This is a genomic window from Erythrobacter sp. JB3-1 (assembly GCF_057364995.1).
Genome location: NZ_CP200289.1, coordinates 1,898,602 through 1,913,998 on the forward strand (window position 1 = coordinate 1,898,602; position 15,397 = coordinate 1,913,998).

General features: G+C 58.6%; 14 protein-coding genes. 13 read left to right on the plus strand and 1 reads right to left on the minus strand.

Annotated elements, in window-relative coordinates; all coding sequences use genetic code 11:
* The first annotated feature begins 21 nt into the window (after nucleotides 1-21).
* The 4 genes from AC0V6M_RS08960 to AC0V6M_RS08975 are packed head-to-tail and all read left to right on the plus strand — an operon-like array spanning nucleotide 22 to nucleotide 6,051.
* Nucleotides 22-1,518, plus strand: a complete 1,497-nt coding sequence (locus AC0V6M_RS08960; RefSeq protein WP_486138475.1) for a TolC family protein — start codon at nucleotides 22-24, stop codon at nucleotides 1,516-1,518.
* Nucleotides 1,519-1,521: 3 nt separating this feature from the next.
* Nucleotides 1,522-2,523, plus strand: coding sequence for an efflux RND transporter periplasmic adaptor subunit (locus tag AC0V6M_RS08965; protein WP_486138476.1), 1,002 nt, complete (start codon nucleotides 1,522-1,524; stop codon nucleotides 2,521-2,523).
* Nucleotides 2,504-3,895 (plus strand): efflux RND transporter periplasmic adaptor subunit, encoded by a 1,392-nt coding sequence (locus AC0V6M_RS08970; RefSeq protein ID WP_486138477.1) that lies wholly within the window; start codon nucleotides 2,504-2,506, stop codon nucleotides 3,893-3,895. The genes AC0V6M_RS08965 and AC0V6M_RS08970 overlap by 20 nt, the downstream gene beginning before the upstream one ends.
* A 32-nt stretch (nucleotides 3,896-3,927) precedes the next feature.
* The gene (locus AC0V6M_RS08975) at nucleotides 3,928-6,051 is read left to right on the plus strand and encodes a site-2 protease family protein (RefSeq protein ID WP_486138478.1); all 2,124 of its coding nucleotides are present in this window, start codon (nucleotides 3,928-3,930) and stop codon (nucleotides 6,049-6,051) included.
* 1 nt (nucleotide 6,052) lies between these two features.
* On the opposite strand, the gene AC0V6M_RS08980 is transcribed toward AC0V6M_RS08975, so the two are convergent.
* Nucleotides 6,053-7,111, minus strand: coding sequence for a response regulator (locus AC0V6M_RS08980; protein ID WP_486138479.1), 1,059 nt, complete (start codon nucleotides 7,109-7,111; stop codon nucleotides 6,053-6,055).
* A 225-nt stretch (nucleotides 7,112-7,336) separates the two neighbouring features.
* On the opposite strand from AC0V6M_RS08980, the gene AC0V6M_RS08985 reads away from it, so the two are divergent.
* The 9 genes from AC0V6M_RS08985 to AC0V6M_RS09025 are packed head-to-tail and all read left to right on the plus strand — an operon-like array spanning nucleotide 7,337 to nucleotide 15,357.
* Entirely contained in the window at nucleotides 7,337-9,187 is a 1,851-nt protein-coding gene (locus AC0V6M_RS08985; RefSeq protein ID WP_486138480.1) for a methyl-accepting chemotaxis protein, read from the plus strand.
* 28 nt (nucleotides 9,188-9,215) lie between these two features.
* The gene (locus tag AC0V6M_RS08990) at nucleotides 9,216-9,491 is read left to right on the plus strand and encodes an STAS domain-containing protein (protein ID WP_486138481.1); all 276 of its coding nucleotides are present in this window, start codon (nucleotides 9,216-9,218) and stop codon (nucleotides 9,489-9,491) included.
* Entirely contained in the window at nucleotides 9,488-11,746 is a 2,259-nt protein-coding gene (locus tag AC0V6M_RS08995) for a chemotaxis protein CheA (protein WP_486138482.1), read from the plus strand. Before AC0V6M_RS08990 ends, AC0V6M_RS08995 begins: the two co-directional genes overlap by 4 nt.
* Nucleotides 11,743-12,627 (plus strand): CheR family methyltransferase, encoded by an 885-nt coding sequence (locus AC0V6M_RS09000; protein ID WP_486138483.1) that lies wholly within the window; start codon nucleotides 11,743-11,745, stop codon nucleotides 12,625-12,627. Before AC0V6M_RS08995 ends, AC0V6M_RS09000 begins: the two co-directional genes overlap by 4 nt.
* Nucleotides 12,624-13,661 carry a protein-glutamate methylesterase/protein-glutamine glutaminase gene (locus tag AC0V6M_RS09005; RefSeq protein WP_486138484.1) on the plus strand — a complete coding sequence of 346 codons (1,038 nt, stop codon included), beginning with the start codon at nucleotides 12,624-12,626 and terminating at the stop codon, nucleotides 13,659-13,661. The genes AC0V6M_RS09000 and AC0V6M_RS09005 overlap by 4 nt, the downstream gene beginning before the upstream one ends.
* Nucleotides 13,658-14,227 (plus strand): chemotaxis protein CheD, encoded by a 570-nt coding sequence (locus tag AC0V6M_RS09010; protein ID WP_486138485.1) that lies wholly within the window; start codon nucleotides 13,658-13,660, stop codon nucleotides 14,225-14,227. The genes AC0V6M_RS09005 and AC0V6M_RS09010 overlap by 4 nt, the downstream gene beginning before the upstream one ends.
* A 21-nt stretch (nucleotides 14,228-14,248) precedes the next feature.
* Nucleotides 14,249-14,620, plus strand: coding sequence for a response regulator (locus tag AC0V6M_RS09015; RefSeq protein WP_472642950.1), 372 nt, complete (start codon nucleotides 14,249-14,251; stop codon nucleotides 14,618-14,620).
* A gap of 21 nt (nucleotides 14,621-14,641) precedes the next feature.
* Nucleotides 14,642-15,082 (plus strand): chemotaxis protein CheW, encoded by a 441-nt coding sequence (locus tag AC0V6M_RS09020; protein ID WP_472642949.1) that lies wholly within the window; start codon nucleotides 14,642-14,644, stop codon nucleotides 15,080-15,082.
* Nucleotides 15,079-15,357 carry a hypothetical protein gene (locus tag AC0V6M_RS09025; RefSeq protein ID WP_486138486.1) on the plus strand — a complete coding sequence of 93 codons (279 nt, stop codon included), beginning with the start codon at nucleotides 15,079-15,081 and terminating at the stop codon, nucleotides 15,355-15,357. The genes AC0V6M_RS09020 and AC0V6M_RS09025 overlap by 4 nt, the downstream gene beginning before the upstream one ends.
* Nucleotides 15,358-15,397 lie beyond the last annotated feature (40 nt).

Sequence of the window (15,397 nt, forward strand, 5' to 3'; positions counted from 1 at the left end):
AGAACGGATGAAGGTGAGCCAATGAATAAGGGACTTGCACTGGTAAGCGCATCGACACTCTTCCTGGGTGCCTGCGCAACTGTACCCGAGCCGTTCACGGCGGCGGAATTGAACGAAACAGCAGCCAGCAATTTTGAGCGGGTTGATGTGGATCAGGAGCCGGTGACGGCGCCGATTGATCTCTATGAGGCGATGGCCCGTTCGCTGAAGTACAATCTCGACTACAAGGTCGAGTTGATGGAGATTGCGCTGCGCGACCGCGAGCTTGATCTTCAGCGTTACGACATGCTGCCGCAATTGGTTGCCAGCGCTGGCTATGCCGGACGTAACAACTTCTCTGGTGCCAGCTCGCTCTCGCTGATTACCCGGCGGCAATCGCTGGAGCCTTCAACTTCGCAGGAACGCGACCTGTTCACCGCTGACCTTTCGCTCGGCTGGGACGTGCTCGATTTCGGCCTCTCTTATGTACGGGCCAAGCAGGGCGCGGATGAAGTTCTGATCGCGCAGGAGCGCCGCCGCAAGGTTGCCAACCGTGTTATCGAAGATGTGCGCTCTTCCTATTGGCGGGCGGTCAGCGCCGAACGCCTGCTGACCAAGCTGCAAGAGTTGGAAGACTCGGTCACCACTACGCTGCAAAATTCAGAGCGTTTGGCTGAGCGACGTCTGTCTGCTCCTCTGACCGCGCTGACATACCAGCGTGAATTGCTGGAAATTCAGGCGCAAATTCGCAAGCTTCAGCGCGAGCTGGTGGTTGCGAAGGCGCAATTGGCCGCGCTGATGAACCTGCGCCCCGGCACTGAGTTCTCGCTCGCTTTGCCAGATCGCACCAACACTTTGCCTGCGGTCAATTACCAAGGCGAAGACATGATGATGACGGCGCTGCTCAATCGTCCAGAGCTGCGCGAGGTTAGCTATCGCCAACGGATCAATTCGCGCGAATTGGATGCGGCACTGCTTTCCGCTCTGCCTAGCTTCCGCGGTGTCCTTGGCGTCAATGTCGATTCCAATGACTTCCTGTTTAACAATGACTGGATGAACTACGGCGCCCGAGCCAGTTGGAACGTCCTCAACCTGTTCCGCTTGCCAGCGCATAAGAAGGCCGTGCGCGCTCAGGAAGATCTGCTGGAGCAGCGCGAATTGGCGCTGACCATGGCGGTGATGACACAGGTTCACGTCTCACGCGCACGCTTTAGCCATCTCAGCGAAGAGCTCGATACGGCATCACGCCAGATGAAGGTGCAGGACAAGATCCTGGATCAAATCCGTTCCGGCCATAGGGCCGGCGCAATGAGCCGTCAGACACTGCTGCGTGAGGAGATGAACACGCTCGCCGCAGAGGTGAAATATGACATCGCTTATGCCGAGGCGCAAAACGCCTATGCTGGCCTGTTCGCCTCAATGGGCATCGACGAGTTTAGTCCAAACGTGACCGGACGCGAAGATGTCGCTACTCTGCGCGCATCACTGGAGCAAATGTGGCAGGACCGCGAAGCTGCGGTAAAGCTGTCTGGAAATTAAAACATGAGTGACATTGAGCAGGTGGACGAGGGATCACCGCCCGCAGAAGATGGCAACCGCAAGCTGTGGATTGGCGGCGGCATGCTTGCTGTGGCTGCGGTCATCGCAGGCGTTGTCTATGCGGGCAGCGGCGACACGCAGTGGTCGGATAACACCGCTGTGGCCTCAGCAGAGCAGGCGGAACTGGCAGCGGGTGAGGGCGGTGAAGTCGCCGCAGAGCCTGAGCCAGAGCCGGTGCTAGAGGCGCGCGGCGTGATCGCGGCCAAGAACGAGAGCACAGTGGCCTCGCGCATGACCGCGCGGATTACCTCTATGCCGTACCGGGAAGGGCGCAGCTTTGGCAAAGGGGCCTTGCTTGCCCGGTTTGACTGTTCAACCATTCAGGCGGAATTGAACGCGGCCCGCGCCGCAACCGCCGCCTATCAAAAGACCTATGAGACCAATGTTGAGCTCGACAGCTATGAGGCGGTCGGCAAAAACGAGGTAGCGGTCTCGCGCGCCAATCTTGGCCGCGCTCAGGCAGAGGCCAATGCGGTCTCGGCTCGGCTGCGCGATTGCGCGGTTTACGCGCCATTCGCCGGCACTGTGGTCGAAGAGATCGCAAGCCGCGGCGAAGTGGCCGCCAGCGGTCAGCCGCTGCTGCGCATTCAAAGCGGCGGCGACCTCGAAGCCGACCTGATTGTTCCCAGCAATTGGCTAACTTGGCTTGAGCCGGGGGCGAAGTTTGACTTCGTGATTGATGAGACGGGCGCCACGATCACCGGCGTCGTCACCCGGCTGGGCGCATCGGTTGACCCGGTCAGCAAGACGATCCGCATTGGTGCCAATATTGATCGCGGCGATGCTCTGGTCCTGCCTGGAATGAGCGGCACCGCAAGCTTCGAAGAGCCTAGCGAGGCACCTACCGAAGCAGAGGCAGCGGGTGAGGGCGAAGGCGCGGCTGAAGGCGAAATGAGCGGAGCGGCCACGGAAGGGGCTGAAGCCGATGGCAGCCAGCCAACCTGATCCGATTGAGTCCGCTGCGCCCAAGGTCAGCTCTCTGGCCCCCAAAGGCGCAGCGCCGGGTGCGGCAAAGCTCGCCGCGCTGCTGCAATTCGAGGCGGAAATCCGCCGCCAGGAAACCGTCGAAGAACTGCAATACCTTGTCGCCAATGAAGCGCGGCAGGTCTTGCCTTACGGCCAGATGTTTGTGCTGCGCCAGGCGCGGATCGGGCAGGGTTTTGAGGTGCAATGCGCCTCCTCCTTGGCGACCGTCGACCGCAATGCGCCGCTGATCCATGCGCTGGAAAAGGCGATTGAGCGCCTCGCGCAGGATCACGGGCTGGAGCAGCCGAACGCTTTTGACGCCGCCAGCCTGCGCGCGGACGAGGCCTTTGACCAATATCCCTATTCCCAGCCGCATTGGCAGCCTCTGCTCGGCAAAGACGGCGAAGTGTTCGGCGGTCTGCTGTTTGCCCGCGATGAACCATTGCGGGAGGGCGAGAAATTTCGCGCAGCCCGCATCGCCGAAACAGCGGCGCATTCCTGGCTCGCGCTGAGCGGCGGAAAGCCTGTTCGCCGCCTGCCTGTGATCGATAGCAAGAAGAAGAAATGGATCGCGGTCGCCATCGCGGTTATCCTGCTGTTCCCAGTGCGCCTGACGGCTCTGGCCCCGGCTGAGATCGTTGCTGAGCGGCCCTACATTGTCGCTGCACCATTTTCAGGCCGGATTGCCTCGATTGAGGTCACGCCCAATGCTCCGGTGAAGGCGGGCCAAGTGTTGCTGCGCTTTGACGATGTGCGGCTCGATAATGAGCTGGAGCTGGCCGAGGAAAGGTTGGCTGTTGCTCGCTCGCGCCTCGAACGCTCCACCAGCTCTGCCTTTAGTGACGAGGACGAGACCTCGGATATCGCGATCATGCTGGCCGAGGTTGAGGTCGCGCAGGCAGAGTATGACTATGCGAAAGAGCTCGCTGGACAATCCGCGATCACCGCTCAGCGCGACGGCATGGCTTTGTTTAGCGACCGCCGCGATTGGGAGGGACGCGCAGTCAATGTCGGCGATCCGATCATGCAGGTCGTCAATCCAGATGAGGTGATGATCCGCATCGATTTGCCAGCAGCAGAGCAGATGTCGCTGGAAAAGGGCGCGAAGATCAAGATGTGGCTCGATTCCCAGCCTTTGTGGGCCATCGACGGTCTGCTGGAGACGGCGAGTTATCAGGCTCGCCAGACGCCCGATGGAACGCTCGCCTTTGCGCTCACCGCGCGGCTGGATGGCGATAACCCCCGGATTGGCTCGCGCGGCACGGCTCAGGTCTATGGCCGCTGGGTGCCGTTTGTTTACTCGCTGCTGCGCCGGCCGATTGCTGCCCTGCGCCAATTTGTCGGACTATGAGTTCAGCGGCGATCCCCATTGATTTGCCGGAGATGCCAAAGCCGCCTCCGCTTCCCGCCTTGCGGCAGGAATTGCGGATCGAACCGGGCGCGCCGCTGGTCAATGGAGCGCCGAGCTGGAACCTGTTCGACCCGGTCCGCCATGCGTTCTTTCAACTGGGCCAGATCGAATTTGTGATCTTCTCGCATTGGGCGAGCGGCAATTTGGCCCGGATCGGTGATGATCTGGAGCAGCGCGGCCTTACCAGCGACGAATCCAATGAAGCTTTCAATGCCGTGGTAGAATTCGCTACGACCAATGGTCTTACCGTCGGCCCCGTCGGGCGGGACAGTGTCTCTGCCTTTATGGAGCAGCGCGCCCGCAACAAAAAAGCGGCGTGGAAGTGGTTGCTCGACAATTATCTCTTCATCCGCATTCCGCTGGTTAAGCCCGCGCGTTTTCTGGAGCGCACGATTGAGCATGTCCGCCCGCTGTGGTCGCTCTACAGCCTGGTGTTCTTCGCCGTGCTCGCGCTCACCAGTCTGTTTCTGGTTTCGCGCCAATGGGATGCCTTCATGGCGTCGTTTCTCTATTTCTTCAGCTGGCAGGGCCTGATCGCTTACGGCGCAGGCTTGTTCTTTGTGAAGATCCTGCACGAGCTAGGCCACGCTTACACCGCGACCCGCTATGGCTGCCGCGTGCCGACGATGGGGGTCAGCTTTCTGGTGATGATGCCGGTGCTCTACACCGATACGACGGCGGCCTGGCGGCTGACATCACGCAAGAAACGCCTGGCGATTGACTGCGCAGGGGTAGCCGCAGAGCTGATGGTGGCCAGCATTGCGACGATGCTGTGGGTGATCCTGCCCGATGGCACCGCGCGCAGCGTCGCCTTTATTCTGGCGACGACCAGCTGGATCATGAGCCTCGCGATCAATCTCAATCCGTTCATGCGCTTCGATGGCTATTACGTGCTGTCGGATTTCCTCAACGTGCCCAATTTACAGCCGCGCGCCTTTGCTCTGGGCAAGTGGAAGATGCGCGAAATCCTCTTCGGACTAGGCGTCGATGCCCCGGAAGAAGTACCGCACAAGCTGCGGCGCGGGATGATCATCTATGCCTATGCGACATGGATTTACCGCCTATTCCTGTTCACCGGGATCGCGATCCTGGTCTACAATCTGTTTTTCCAACCGCTCGGTCTGATCCTAGCGATTGTAGAGCTTGGGGTGTTTATTGGCCGTCCGGTGTTTGCCGAAATGCGCGAATGGGCGGGCCTTCGCAAATCGATCACCAGCACCAGGCGGGGCAAGGCGTGGTTCGGGATAGTTGGCGGTTTGCTGCTGGCTGCGTTCTTGCCGCTCGACCGGCATGTGACCGGCTATGCGGTCCTGACCCCGGTTGGCGCTGCGCCGATTGTTTCAGGAGAGCCCGCGCGCGTGGTCAAAGTGATTGCGCAAAACGGCCAGACAGTCGCTGCAGGTGATCCGATCATAGAGCTCGACGCGCCGGAGCTCGCAGCAGACGCCGCCTCTACCAAAGTTCGGATCGCTCAGCTTGAGCTGCAAATGGGCCGCTCCATGGCGGACAGCCGGGACCGCTCCAATCGCGCGGTTCTGGAACGAGAACTGGCGAGGGAGCGCGGCAAGCTGGCTGGGCTCGAACGACGCGCCGACAAGCTGATCCTGCGCGCGCCGGGGCCGGGCACGGTCTCGGGCCTGATGCCAGATATGCATCCCGGCCGCTGGATCGGCGGCGAAGAAGTGATCGCCCATGTCGTAACGCCGAGCGATTACGATGTTCAGGCCTATGTGCCAGAGGACGAGATTTGGCGCCTAAGCGATGGCGCGCTGGGCACATTTGTAGCCTCCGATGCGGGCGGGCCGTCCCGCTCCGCCAAGCTGGTTGAAATGTCTTCGAGCGCGATTGCGCGGCTAGAACAGCCCATCTTGGCTTCGACCAATGGCGGACCGATTGCGGTCGACAAAGACGGTGAGGAGCTGGCCCCGAGAGAGGCGCTGTACCGTATTCGGATGATCGCGGAAAAAGGCGTGCTCAGCGGCGAAGACTATCAGATCCGGCTGGTGCCGGGATCGGTTCAAATCCGCACCGAAGGGCGCTCTTTTGCTGAATGGGCGGCGACTGAGCTCGCGCGCATGTTCCGCCGTATCTTCTGACCTAGGCCGCGAGCTGGTCTGCACCGGTGGCTTTGCTGGTGAGTTCGAGCGCCTTTGCTGCCAATTCTTCAACGCCAAGATAATGCGTGCCTGCACTGGCTCTGCGCGCGGCATCAATCCGTTCGCCGTTCCCGGCGACCGTGGCCTTTTGCAGCAGAGTTTCTTTGCCCGCATCGCGCAGCATCGCCAGGCCTTTGGCCCCATCGCTGCCGGGCCCTTCCAATAGGCCGCCGACACAATCAATTCCGGCACGCGACAATGCGCCAAACAACAGGTCTGCCGAAGGACGCACGCCGCCGACCGGATCGCGGTCAACCAAGCGCAAAACTGGCTGCGACCCCGCCTCGATCATTGCGTGATAATCGCTATCATAGGCGATATAGACCGAACCTTGCTCCATCACCGCGCCATTGCTGGCCTTTGCCAAGGTGCAGGCGACCGAGGAGGACAGCTTCGTCATAAAGTCTTGCGCATCGCCTTCATCGCAATCGAGCGTGATCAGCGTCGGTGGGCAATTGGCGGGCAGGGCTGCCAAAATCTGCCTTAGCGTGCCAAGGCTGGTGTTGCCGCCAGATAGGGCGAGCACTTTGCCGTCCCAATCATAGGCTGAGGCTGCCTCATCCGCGCTGCCGCCAGCAGTCTCACCGCCGCTCTTAAGCTCACCGTTCACGGCATCGAGCACAATCTTGCCCAGTTCTGCGACGGCGGCTTTAAAGTTCTCTTGCGAGGTGTTCACCGGCTTTGGAAAGCACGCTACCGCGCCCAGATCGAGTGCGCGCTGAGCTGTGCCCGTGCCGCTCTGCGTAATGCTCGACAGCATCACTACCGGCAGCGGGTTTTCCTCCATAATCTCTTGCAAAAAATCGATCCCGCTCATGCCCGGCATCTCAACGTCCAGTGTGATGATATTGGGTTTAAGCTCTTCGATCTGATCGCGCGCGTCGTCGGCGTTTCGGGCGGTGCCGATTACTTCAACATTGCGGGATTGTTCAAGAATATCGCAAAACAGGGCGCGCATCGCGGCTGAATCATCGACGACTAAAACTCGAGCTTCTTTCATTGGAAGAGGTGTTCCCATGCGTAGTGTTTGACCAAAGGCGCGCGCGGCAAAGCCTCACGCAAAGCATCTCTGCTGTGCGAAGTAGGTCTAATGAATGGATGCTAAAGAGGTCGGCGATAGCCCTTCCGTATTCGTCCCTAGACCCCCGGCAATTCTCCCTTGATCCACGCTGACTAAACCCAGCTTCATCAATCAACGCAGAGCAGCCAGAGATAGGGGCTATCCATGACAATTCAGAAGCTGACCCGTATAGGTGGGGCGGCCATTCTTGGCATTATCGTCGTGTCACTACTTGTGATGACATATTCGCTAAACAAGATCCGCATTGGCAGTGATCTTTATGCGCAAAACCAGCTTACGGATGAGTTGATCGCGGACATCCTGCCGCCGCCGCAATATTTGGTTGAGGCATTCATGGAAGCGAACATACTGAACGACAAACCAGAGGATTTCGAAAAATACAGCTCCTATTTGGCACAGCTTGAAAAAGAGTGGGGCGAACGGCGCGAATATTGGGCCGGTTCTCCTTTGCCTGAGCATCTCAAGGCAGCAATTGAAGACACTGCGGTAGCGGACGGCGAGGCTTTCTGGTCAGAAATCAATTCGAGCCTAGTTCCGGCTGTTCGTCGCGGCGATACAGAGGCGGCAGATGCGTCGATGGGGCGGCTTCTTCCAATATTTCAATCTCATCAGACCAAAATCGATGCGATTGTTGAAAGTTCCTTTGCGCTAAAGGAACGGACTACGGCGAGCACGGAAACGACGGTTTTCTGGACCTCTGTATCGATAGCCGCGATGGGGCTGTTGCTATTGATGTCGGTTCTGGTCGGATTAACCCTGTTGAATCGACGAGTTCTCAACGCTTTGACGACCACGTCAGCGACCATGACTGCAATGGCTCAGGGCAACCTCGATGCTGGCAAGACCTCTGAACATCGGCCTGACGAAATTGGCGAGATGACCAAGGCGATTGAGGTTTTCCGTACTGCATCAAAAGCGCAAGCCAATAGTGCCGATCAACAGCGCGAGGTGGTAGAGCAACTCACCACCGCTCTCGACAAGCTGGCTGATGGTGATCTTGCTTATCGGATCGAGACGAAACTCGATCCTGAGTATGAGGCGCTGCGCACCAGTTACAACAACTCAGTCGATCGCTTGGGCACACTGATGCAGCAGGTCAGCGAAACGGTGACGAGCGTTAACACTGGCGCATCGGAAATCCGGGCCGCGTCTGATGATCTGGCATCGCGCAATGAAATGCAGGCTGCTCGCCTAGAAGAAACCGCCGCAGCGATGAGTCAGGTCACCGATCTGGTTCGCACATCGGCGAAGAAAGCGGCCGAATCGCAGCAGTCTATCTCGGGCACCCATTCGGTTGCGCATGATGGCGGAGCGGTGGTTAAACGCGCCGTGGATGCGATGGCTTCGATCGAGAAATCAGCCAATGAAATCACGCAAATCATCGATGTTATTGACGGCATTGCGTTCCAGACCAACCTGTTGGCCCTCAACGCCGGTGTAGAGGCAGCCCGTGCTGGCGATGCAGGCAAAGGCTTTGCAGTGGTTGCGAATGAAGTTCGCGCCCTTGCTCAGCGTAGCGCCGATGCCGCGCGTGACATCAAAGAGCTGATCACGACCTCAACCGAACAGGTTGGCGAAGGTGTGGAGCTGGTCGGTGAAACCGGCAATCTGCTGGAGAACATCGTGGAACGCATTGCTACGGTGAACGAGCAGGTGAGCGACATCGCCGATGCCTCGCAATCACAGGCGGAGAACCTGGAGCAGGTCAATGTGTCGGTCGGCGAAATGGACCGCATGACACAGCAGAACGCAGCCATGGTGGAGGAATCTACGGCGGCAGCCCGCAGCCTAGCCGATGAAGCGCGTGAGCTTGGCAGTTTGGTTGGTCAGTTCAGAGTTGGTGGTGATGCCTCTCAAGCTGCGCAATCGCCCAAGACTGTCGTCGCTGTGCGGCAGGACACCAAGAGAGCTGCACCGGCTCAAAAGGCTCCGCCCGTATCCGGCAATCTCGCGCTCGCGGCTGATGTCAGTGCCGACGACTGGAGCGAGTTCTGATCGCGATCGGGGCCAGTGGAGAACTGCCATGACAAAGCTGAAATTGCCTGCGGTGTGCAATCGCGCCGCGACCGAAATCCTGCGCGACGATCTGGTCGAAGCGGTCGGTTCTGAAGCGATTGATGGACCTTATCCTGTGGATGCGGGTGAGGTCGAGCAGATGAGCCATGCGGCGCTCCAACTGTTTGTCTCGGCCGCCAAAACTGGTGCTGGTGTGCAAATTGATCCGGCCTCCGACGCGTTTCGTAACGCTGTCAATCTGGCTGGGCTGGGGCATGTATTTTGGGAGGCGAGTGAGACATGAATTTAGATGATATCCAAAATGTCTTCTTCGTCGAATGCGAAGAATCGCTCGAGGCAGCAGAGGCCGGGTTAGAGACCTGCAAGGCTGGAGAGTACGACACCGAAACGATCAATGCGATCTTTCGCGGTGTGCACTCCATTAAGGGCGGCGCAGGCGCATTTGGCCACGCTCCGCTGCAGGCCTTTACCCATTGCTTTGAGACATTGCTGGCCGACGTCCGGGAAGATGCGGTCGAGCTGACTCAAGAGCTGGTCGATCTGTTCCTGCATGCGCTCGATTGTTTGCGTGATCATGTCGATGCGGCGCGTGAAGGGCAGGATCCGCCTGACGACACCGCCTTGATCAAGCAATTGACTGATGCGCAGGCTGCGAATGCGGGCGCCGCCGATGCTGCGGGCGTTGAAAGCGCGGCGGCAGAAGCAGCGACTGAGCAAACTCCTGAGGAAGCGCCTGCTGGCGCTGATGATGACCTTGATCTCGATGCGCTGCTCGACGACCTTGAAACAGAACCGGCAGTAGCAGACACCACCGCAGAGGTAACGACCAAGCAAGTACGTGCGACAACGCCGATCCGCGTCCATTTCCGCCCACATGCCCCGGCCATGACCAATGGCGGCGATCCGCTGCTGTGGCTGCGCGAGCTTGAGCTGCTGGGCGGCAAGGTGAGAGAATGTGACATATCGTTCGTGCCTCAGCTCGACGACTTTGACCCTGCAATCGGCTATTTGGGCTGGAGCTTCGAGGTGCCTGAGGAGGCCGGTGAAGACGCGGTCAATGACATTTTCGACTTTGCCGGCGATGGCTGCTCGCTGACCATTGGCGAAGGCGCTGCCATTCCTGAGCCGCAGCTTGGCAAAACGCAAAGTAGTGCGGCTGGACCGAAGAAGACCGATGCCAAGCAGGCTGAAGCGAGTGGCAAAGCCGCAAAGCCAAGCGAAAGCGCGGTGGAGAAAGCGGACACAGACAAAGTCGATACCCCGGCCAAAGCCGCACCCACGCCAGCAGAAAAACCTGCGGCAGCGGCCTCTGCCAATCAGGCTGCGCGGCAATCGCGCGAGGGGCAATCGATCCGCATTGATTTGGCTAAGCTCGACCGGTTGATTGACGGCGTCAGCGAGCTGGTGATCGCACAAGCGATGCTGGCCCAGCGCCTCAGCGCGGATGACATGTCGCATTGCGAAGAGCTGACTATGCTCGATGGCTTGATCCGCGATATGCAGGAACGCGCCATGGCCATTCGCGCGCAGCCGATCGGCACAGTTTTCAACCGCATACCGCGCGTCTTGCGCGAGCTTGCAAACTCCACTGGCAAACACGTCAAATTGGAGCTGGTAGGCGAGTCCACAGAACTCGATAAGACCGTTATCGAAATGCTCAGCGAGCCGATGACGCACCTGATCCGCAATGCGGTGGATCACGGAATTGAGCCAGCCGAAGAGCGGCTTGCAGCTGGCAAATCTGCCGATGGAACGTTGCTGCTTCAGGCGGAGCACCGCGGCGGGCGGATTGTCATTCGCATCGAAGACGATGGGCGCGGTATCAACCGCGAGGTTGTGTTCGCCAAGGCGCTGGAAAAAGGCGTTGTGACCGAAGATCAGCAATTGTCGGACGAGGAAATCGACAACCTGATCTTTGCGCCGGGTTTCTCAACCGCTCAGCAGGTTTCCAACATTTCAGGCCGCGGCGTCGGAATGGATGTAGTGCGCCAGCATGTGAAAGAGCTGGGCGGACGGATTACGATTGAATCGCAACCAGGCAAAGGTACAGCCTTTATCCTGGCCCTGCCGCTGACCCTGGCGATTTCCGATGGCATGATTGTCCAGGTGGCTGGCCAATCGCTGGTGATCCCGCTGGCGCATGTGGTTGAAAGCCTGCGCCCGACGGCGGATCAGATCAAAGGCATGGGCACAGATCGGCAAATGCTGAATGTGCGCGAAACCTTCGTGCCGATCATGCCGCTTGCGGGATTTGTTGGCTCGGGCACTGGTCCGGCTGAGCCGACCGATGGCGTTTTGGTGATCGTCGAGACTGAGAATTGCGGGCAAGCTGCGCTGCTGGTCGATGAAATTACTGATCAACGCCAATTTGTGATCAAGAGCCTCGATACCCATTATCGCTCGATCAAAGGCGTGGCGGGCGCGACCATTCTCGGCAACGGCCAGGTCGCGCTGATCGTCGATGTCGACCGTCTGGTTCAAGAGGCCGCATCGCCCACTTCTTTGCCAAACACTCCGGCCGAGGCAGTGGCAGCATGAGCCTGATGCTGACCCCTGCTAGCAAAATGGACGACAGCATTGTGCCGGGCGTTAGTCCGCAGGTGTTCAGCCGTGCGGATTTTGCCAAAGTTGCTGATTTCACGCATCGTAAATCTGGCATTGTGTTGTCGGAAGGCAAGATGATGCTCGTCTATTCGCGGCTCGCCCCGCTGCTGCGGCGCTGCAACTGCACGACCTTTGCCGAATATCTTGCGCTAATTGAAGAGGATCAGGATCAGGCCACCGCAACCGTCGCGGCGCTGACCACCAATCACACCTATTTCAACCGCGAAGAGCATCATTTTGAGCATTTCTCAAAGCATGTGCGCGGGGATCTGGTGGCGAAGGCGTTGTCAAAACAGCCCGTGCGCATCTGGTCAGCGGGCTGTTCCAGCGGTGAAGAAATCTGGACCCTGATGCTAACCTTGCTTGGTCCGGATCGGATCGAAGGAAAGCAGATTGCCAAGAGCAAGCTGGTCGCCTTGGCGAGCGATCTGGCGGAGCATGCGGTAAGCGCGGCCGAGGCTGCGACTTACCAAAAAGAGGCCATGAAAGAGATACCGCAGGCCTTGCTAGACAATTGGTGCAAGGCCTATGGCGACACTTTGAAAATTGGACCAGAGGCGCATGGCTTAGTGCGCTTTCGCCAGCTCAATCTGCTAGGCGATTGGCCGATCAAGAACACCTTTGATGTGGTCTTTTGCCGCAATGTGATGATCTATTTTGACCACCCGACAAAGGAGCGTCTGGTGTGGCGTTTAGCTAACCAAGTTCGCCCTGGTGGATACCTCTACATTGGCCATTCCGAGCGTGTTTCTGGGCAAGCTGCCGATTTGCTTGAGCCGGTTGGTCCCACAATTTATCGAAGGAGAGGCGCATGACTATTCGTGTTCTTATCGTCGACGATTCTATGACGATGCGTAAACTGTTGCAAGAACGCCTGTCGCGTGACCCTAGCATTGAGGTTGTCGGCAATGCCTGCGACGCGAGCCAAGCGCGGGCGTTAATGAAATCGCTCAATCCAGATGTCGTGACGCTTGATATCGAAATGCCCGGCATGGACGGTCTGTCATTCTTGCAAAAGATAATGGAGTTGCGCCCGACGCCCGTCATCATCGTGTCTGGATCGACGCAAGAAGGCAATTCTACCACGGCGCAGGCGATGGCTCTGGGCGCAGTCAGTTGTTATGCGAAAACTGATAGGCACGGCGGTCTTCCATTGGATGATGGGGGCCGTTTGTGTACCTTGGTGCATGAAGCCTCGCAGGTAAAATTCGTAAAAATTGCCGCCAAGGATCCAGTGCTCCCGACAGCCGAAGTGAGCGCAAGCGGGGCAAAGCCAAAACTGATCACGATCGGCTCATCAACGGGCGGTATTGAAGCGCTGCGAACTGTGCTTGCTGGTTTTACCAAAACCTGCCCGCCGACCATGATTGTACAGCACGTCAATGCCCGTTTTGCGCCGGCAATTGCGCAAACTTTAGATGCCGTATGCGAGGCGAGGGTCGTGATCGCAGAAAATGAAACCCCATTGAAGGAAGGGCATGTCTACTTCGCGCCAGGCGGCGACAGGCATATGACTGTTGCGGGCAGCAATCCGGACAATTTGCGTTCCGTCCTGCGCGCCGGCGATCTTGTTTCCGGGCATATCCCCAGCGTCGATAAGTTGTTTACCTCAGCCGCCAAGGTCGGCGGACCCAATGCGCTCGGCGTCTTGCTAACCGGCATGGGCGAAGACGGCGCCAAGGGCCTGCTCAAAATGGTTGAGGCAGGTGCGGATACGATTGCCCAAGATGAAGCGTCCTGCGTGGTGTTTGGCATGCCGCGCGCGGCGATTGCGCTGGGAGCTGCGAATTCGGTGCTGCCCATCAAAGACATCGCAAAACGCCTCACGAGTTGGAGGCAATACGCATGAGCGCATCGCTCTCCAAACTAGCTGATATCAGCCGTCCCAACCGAAAGATCACGGTCATGCAGGGCGATGCCTGCGCCAGCGCAGATCCAGCGGTCGAATACACCACCATTCTGGGCGGCTGCGTTGCGACGGCATTGTATGATCCGGTCGCAAAGATCGGCGGGCTCAATCACTTTCTGCTAGCTGAGCCTGCGGTTGGCCAAAACAAAACCGAGGTGGATGAGCATTTCGGCGTCTATTTGATGGAGCTCTTGATCAATGAAATGCTGGCTCTGGGCGCGAAGAAATCGCGTTTGAAGGCGCGCCTTTATGGCGGCGCGAACATGCATGTTCAGCTGAAACGGATCGGTTCGGACAATGCGGCCTTTGCCCGCGCATTTCTGGCACGCGAAGGGATCGCCTTGGTCCACGAAGATCTTGAGGGCCAAAACGCGCGGCGGATCAATTTTAAGCCCGCCTCGGGCCAGGTCCGTTGCACCACCACACAAGCCGCAGCCGCTCCGCCAGTTGCTCCCGTCACTCAGGCACAGTCTCGCGAAACGCGCGGCGATGTCGAACTCTTTTAAAAGGTTGGAAAGGAGCCGGCCATGAGCCGAAACATTCGCATACTTACAGTCGATGATAGCCCCAGCATGCGTGCCTTGTTGCGCCATTCTCTGACCGAACAAGGGTTTGAGGTGGAACAGGCCGAAGATGGCGAGATTGCGCTGTCGTGGCTGGCATCGAACGAGGTCGATCTGGTGATCACCGATATCAACATGCCGAACCTCGATGGATTTGGTCTGATTGAGGAACTGCGCGCCAGCGCTCGCCATGCGGAGCGGCCCATTCTGGTGCTCAGCACCGAAAGCTCGGCAGAAAAGAAGCAGCGTGCTCGCAATGCCGGGGCGACCGGTTGGATCGTAAAACCATTCGACGCTGAAAAACTGGCTGTTGCCGTGCGCCGTGTGATCCATTGAGCGAAGGAAAAGAGAGAAACGATGCAACGCGAACTCATAACATTTGAAGTCGCAGGCCAGTTGTTTGGTCTCGACATTATGGCGATCCTGGAAATCCGCGCGTGGTCGCCGGTTACGCTGCTGCCGCAGGTGCCGGACTATGTCTCTGGCGTGGTGAACTTGCGCGGGACAGTTGTGCCGGTGCTGGACCTTTCGGTGCGGCTCGGCTGGGAGGCGACCGAGGCGACCTCTCGCAATCCGATCATCGTCAGCGATTGGGACGGACAGGCGCGCGGCCTGATCGTCGACAGCGTGAATGACATTGTCTCCTTCGATGCGGACAGCCTGCAAAAGCCAGACGCGATCGCCAATGACAAGGTTGCTGGTTTCATCGAAGGGCTCGCGCCGATTGGCGACAATATGGTGATGATCCTCAATCTCGCGAAACTCATGAACGATGAAGAGCTCTCGCTAGCGGCATGACAAAACAAGTGATCCCCTCAGAGCTGCTCGGTAATATATCAGGCGAGCTCATTCAGCTGGCCGAGATTGTCGAAGGCCTCGGCGAGGCATTGTGCGGCGACGAACAGGTGCTCTCCAAGCATTTGTCGCAATTGCAATCCGTCGATCTGGTGTCGCAGTCACTGCGCTGTCAGGCGGGCCTGCTGGCGTCGGACAATGCCGTTGCCGATATCGAAAAGGTCAGCCTACAGGACCTGCAGGACCGTTTATCGAAAGGACTTGAGTGCCTGAGATAGCGCGCATTCTTTGACATCGGCGGGCGGGCGCGCAAATGGG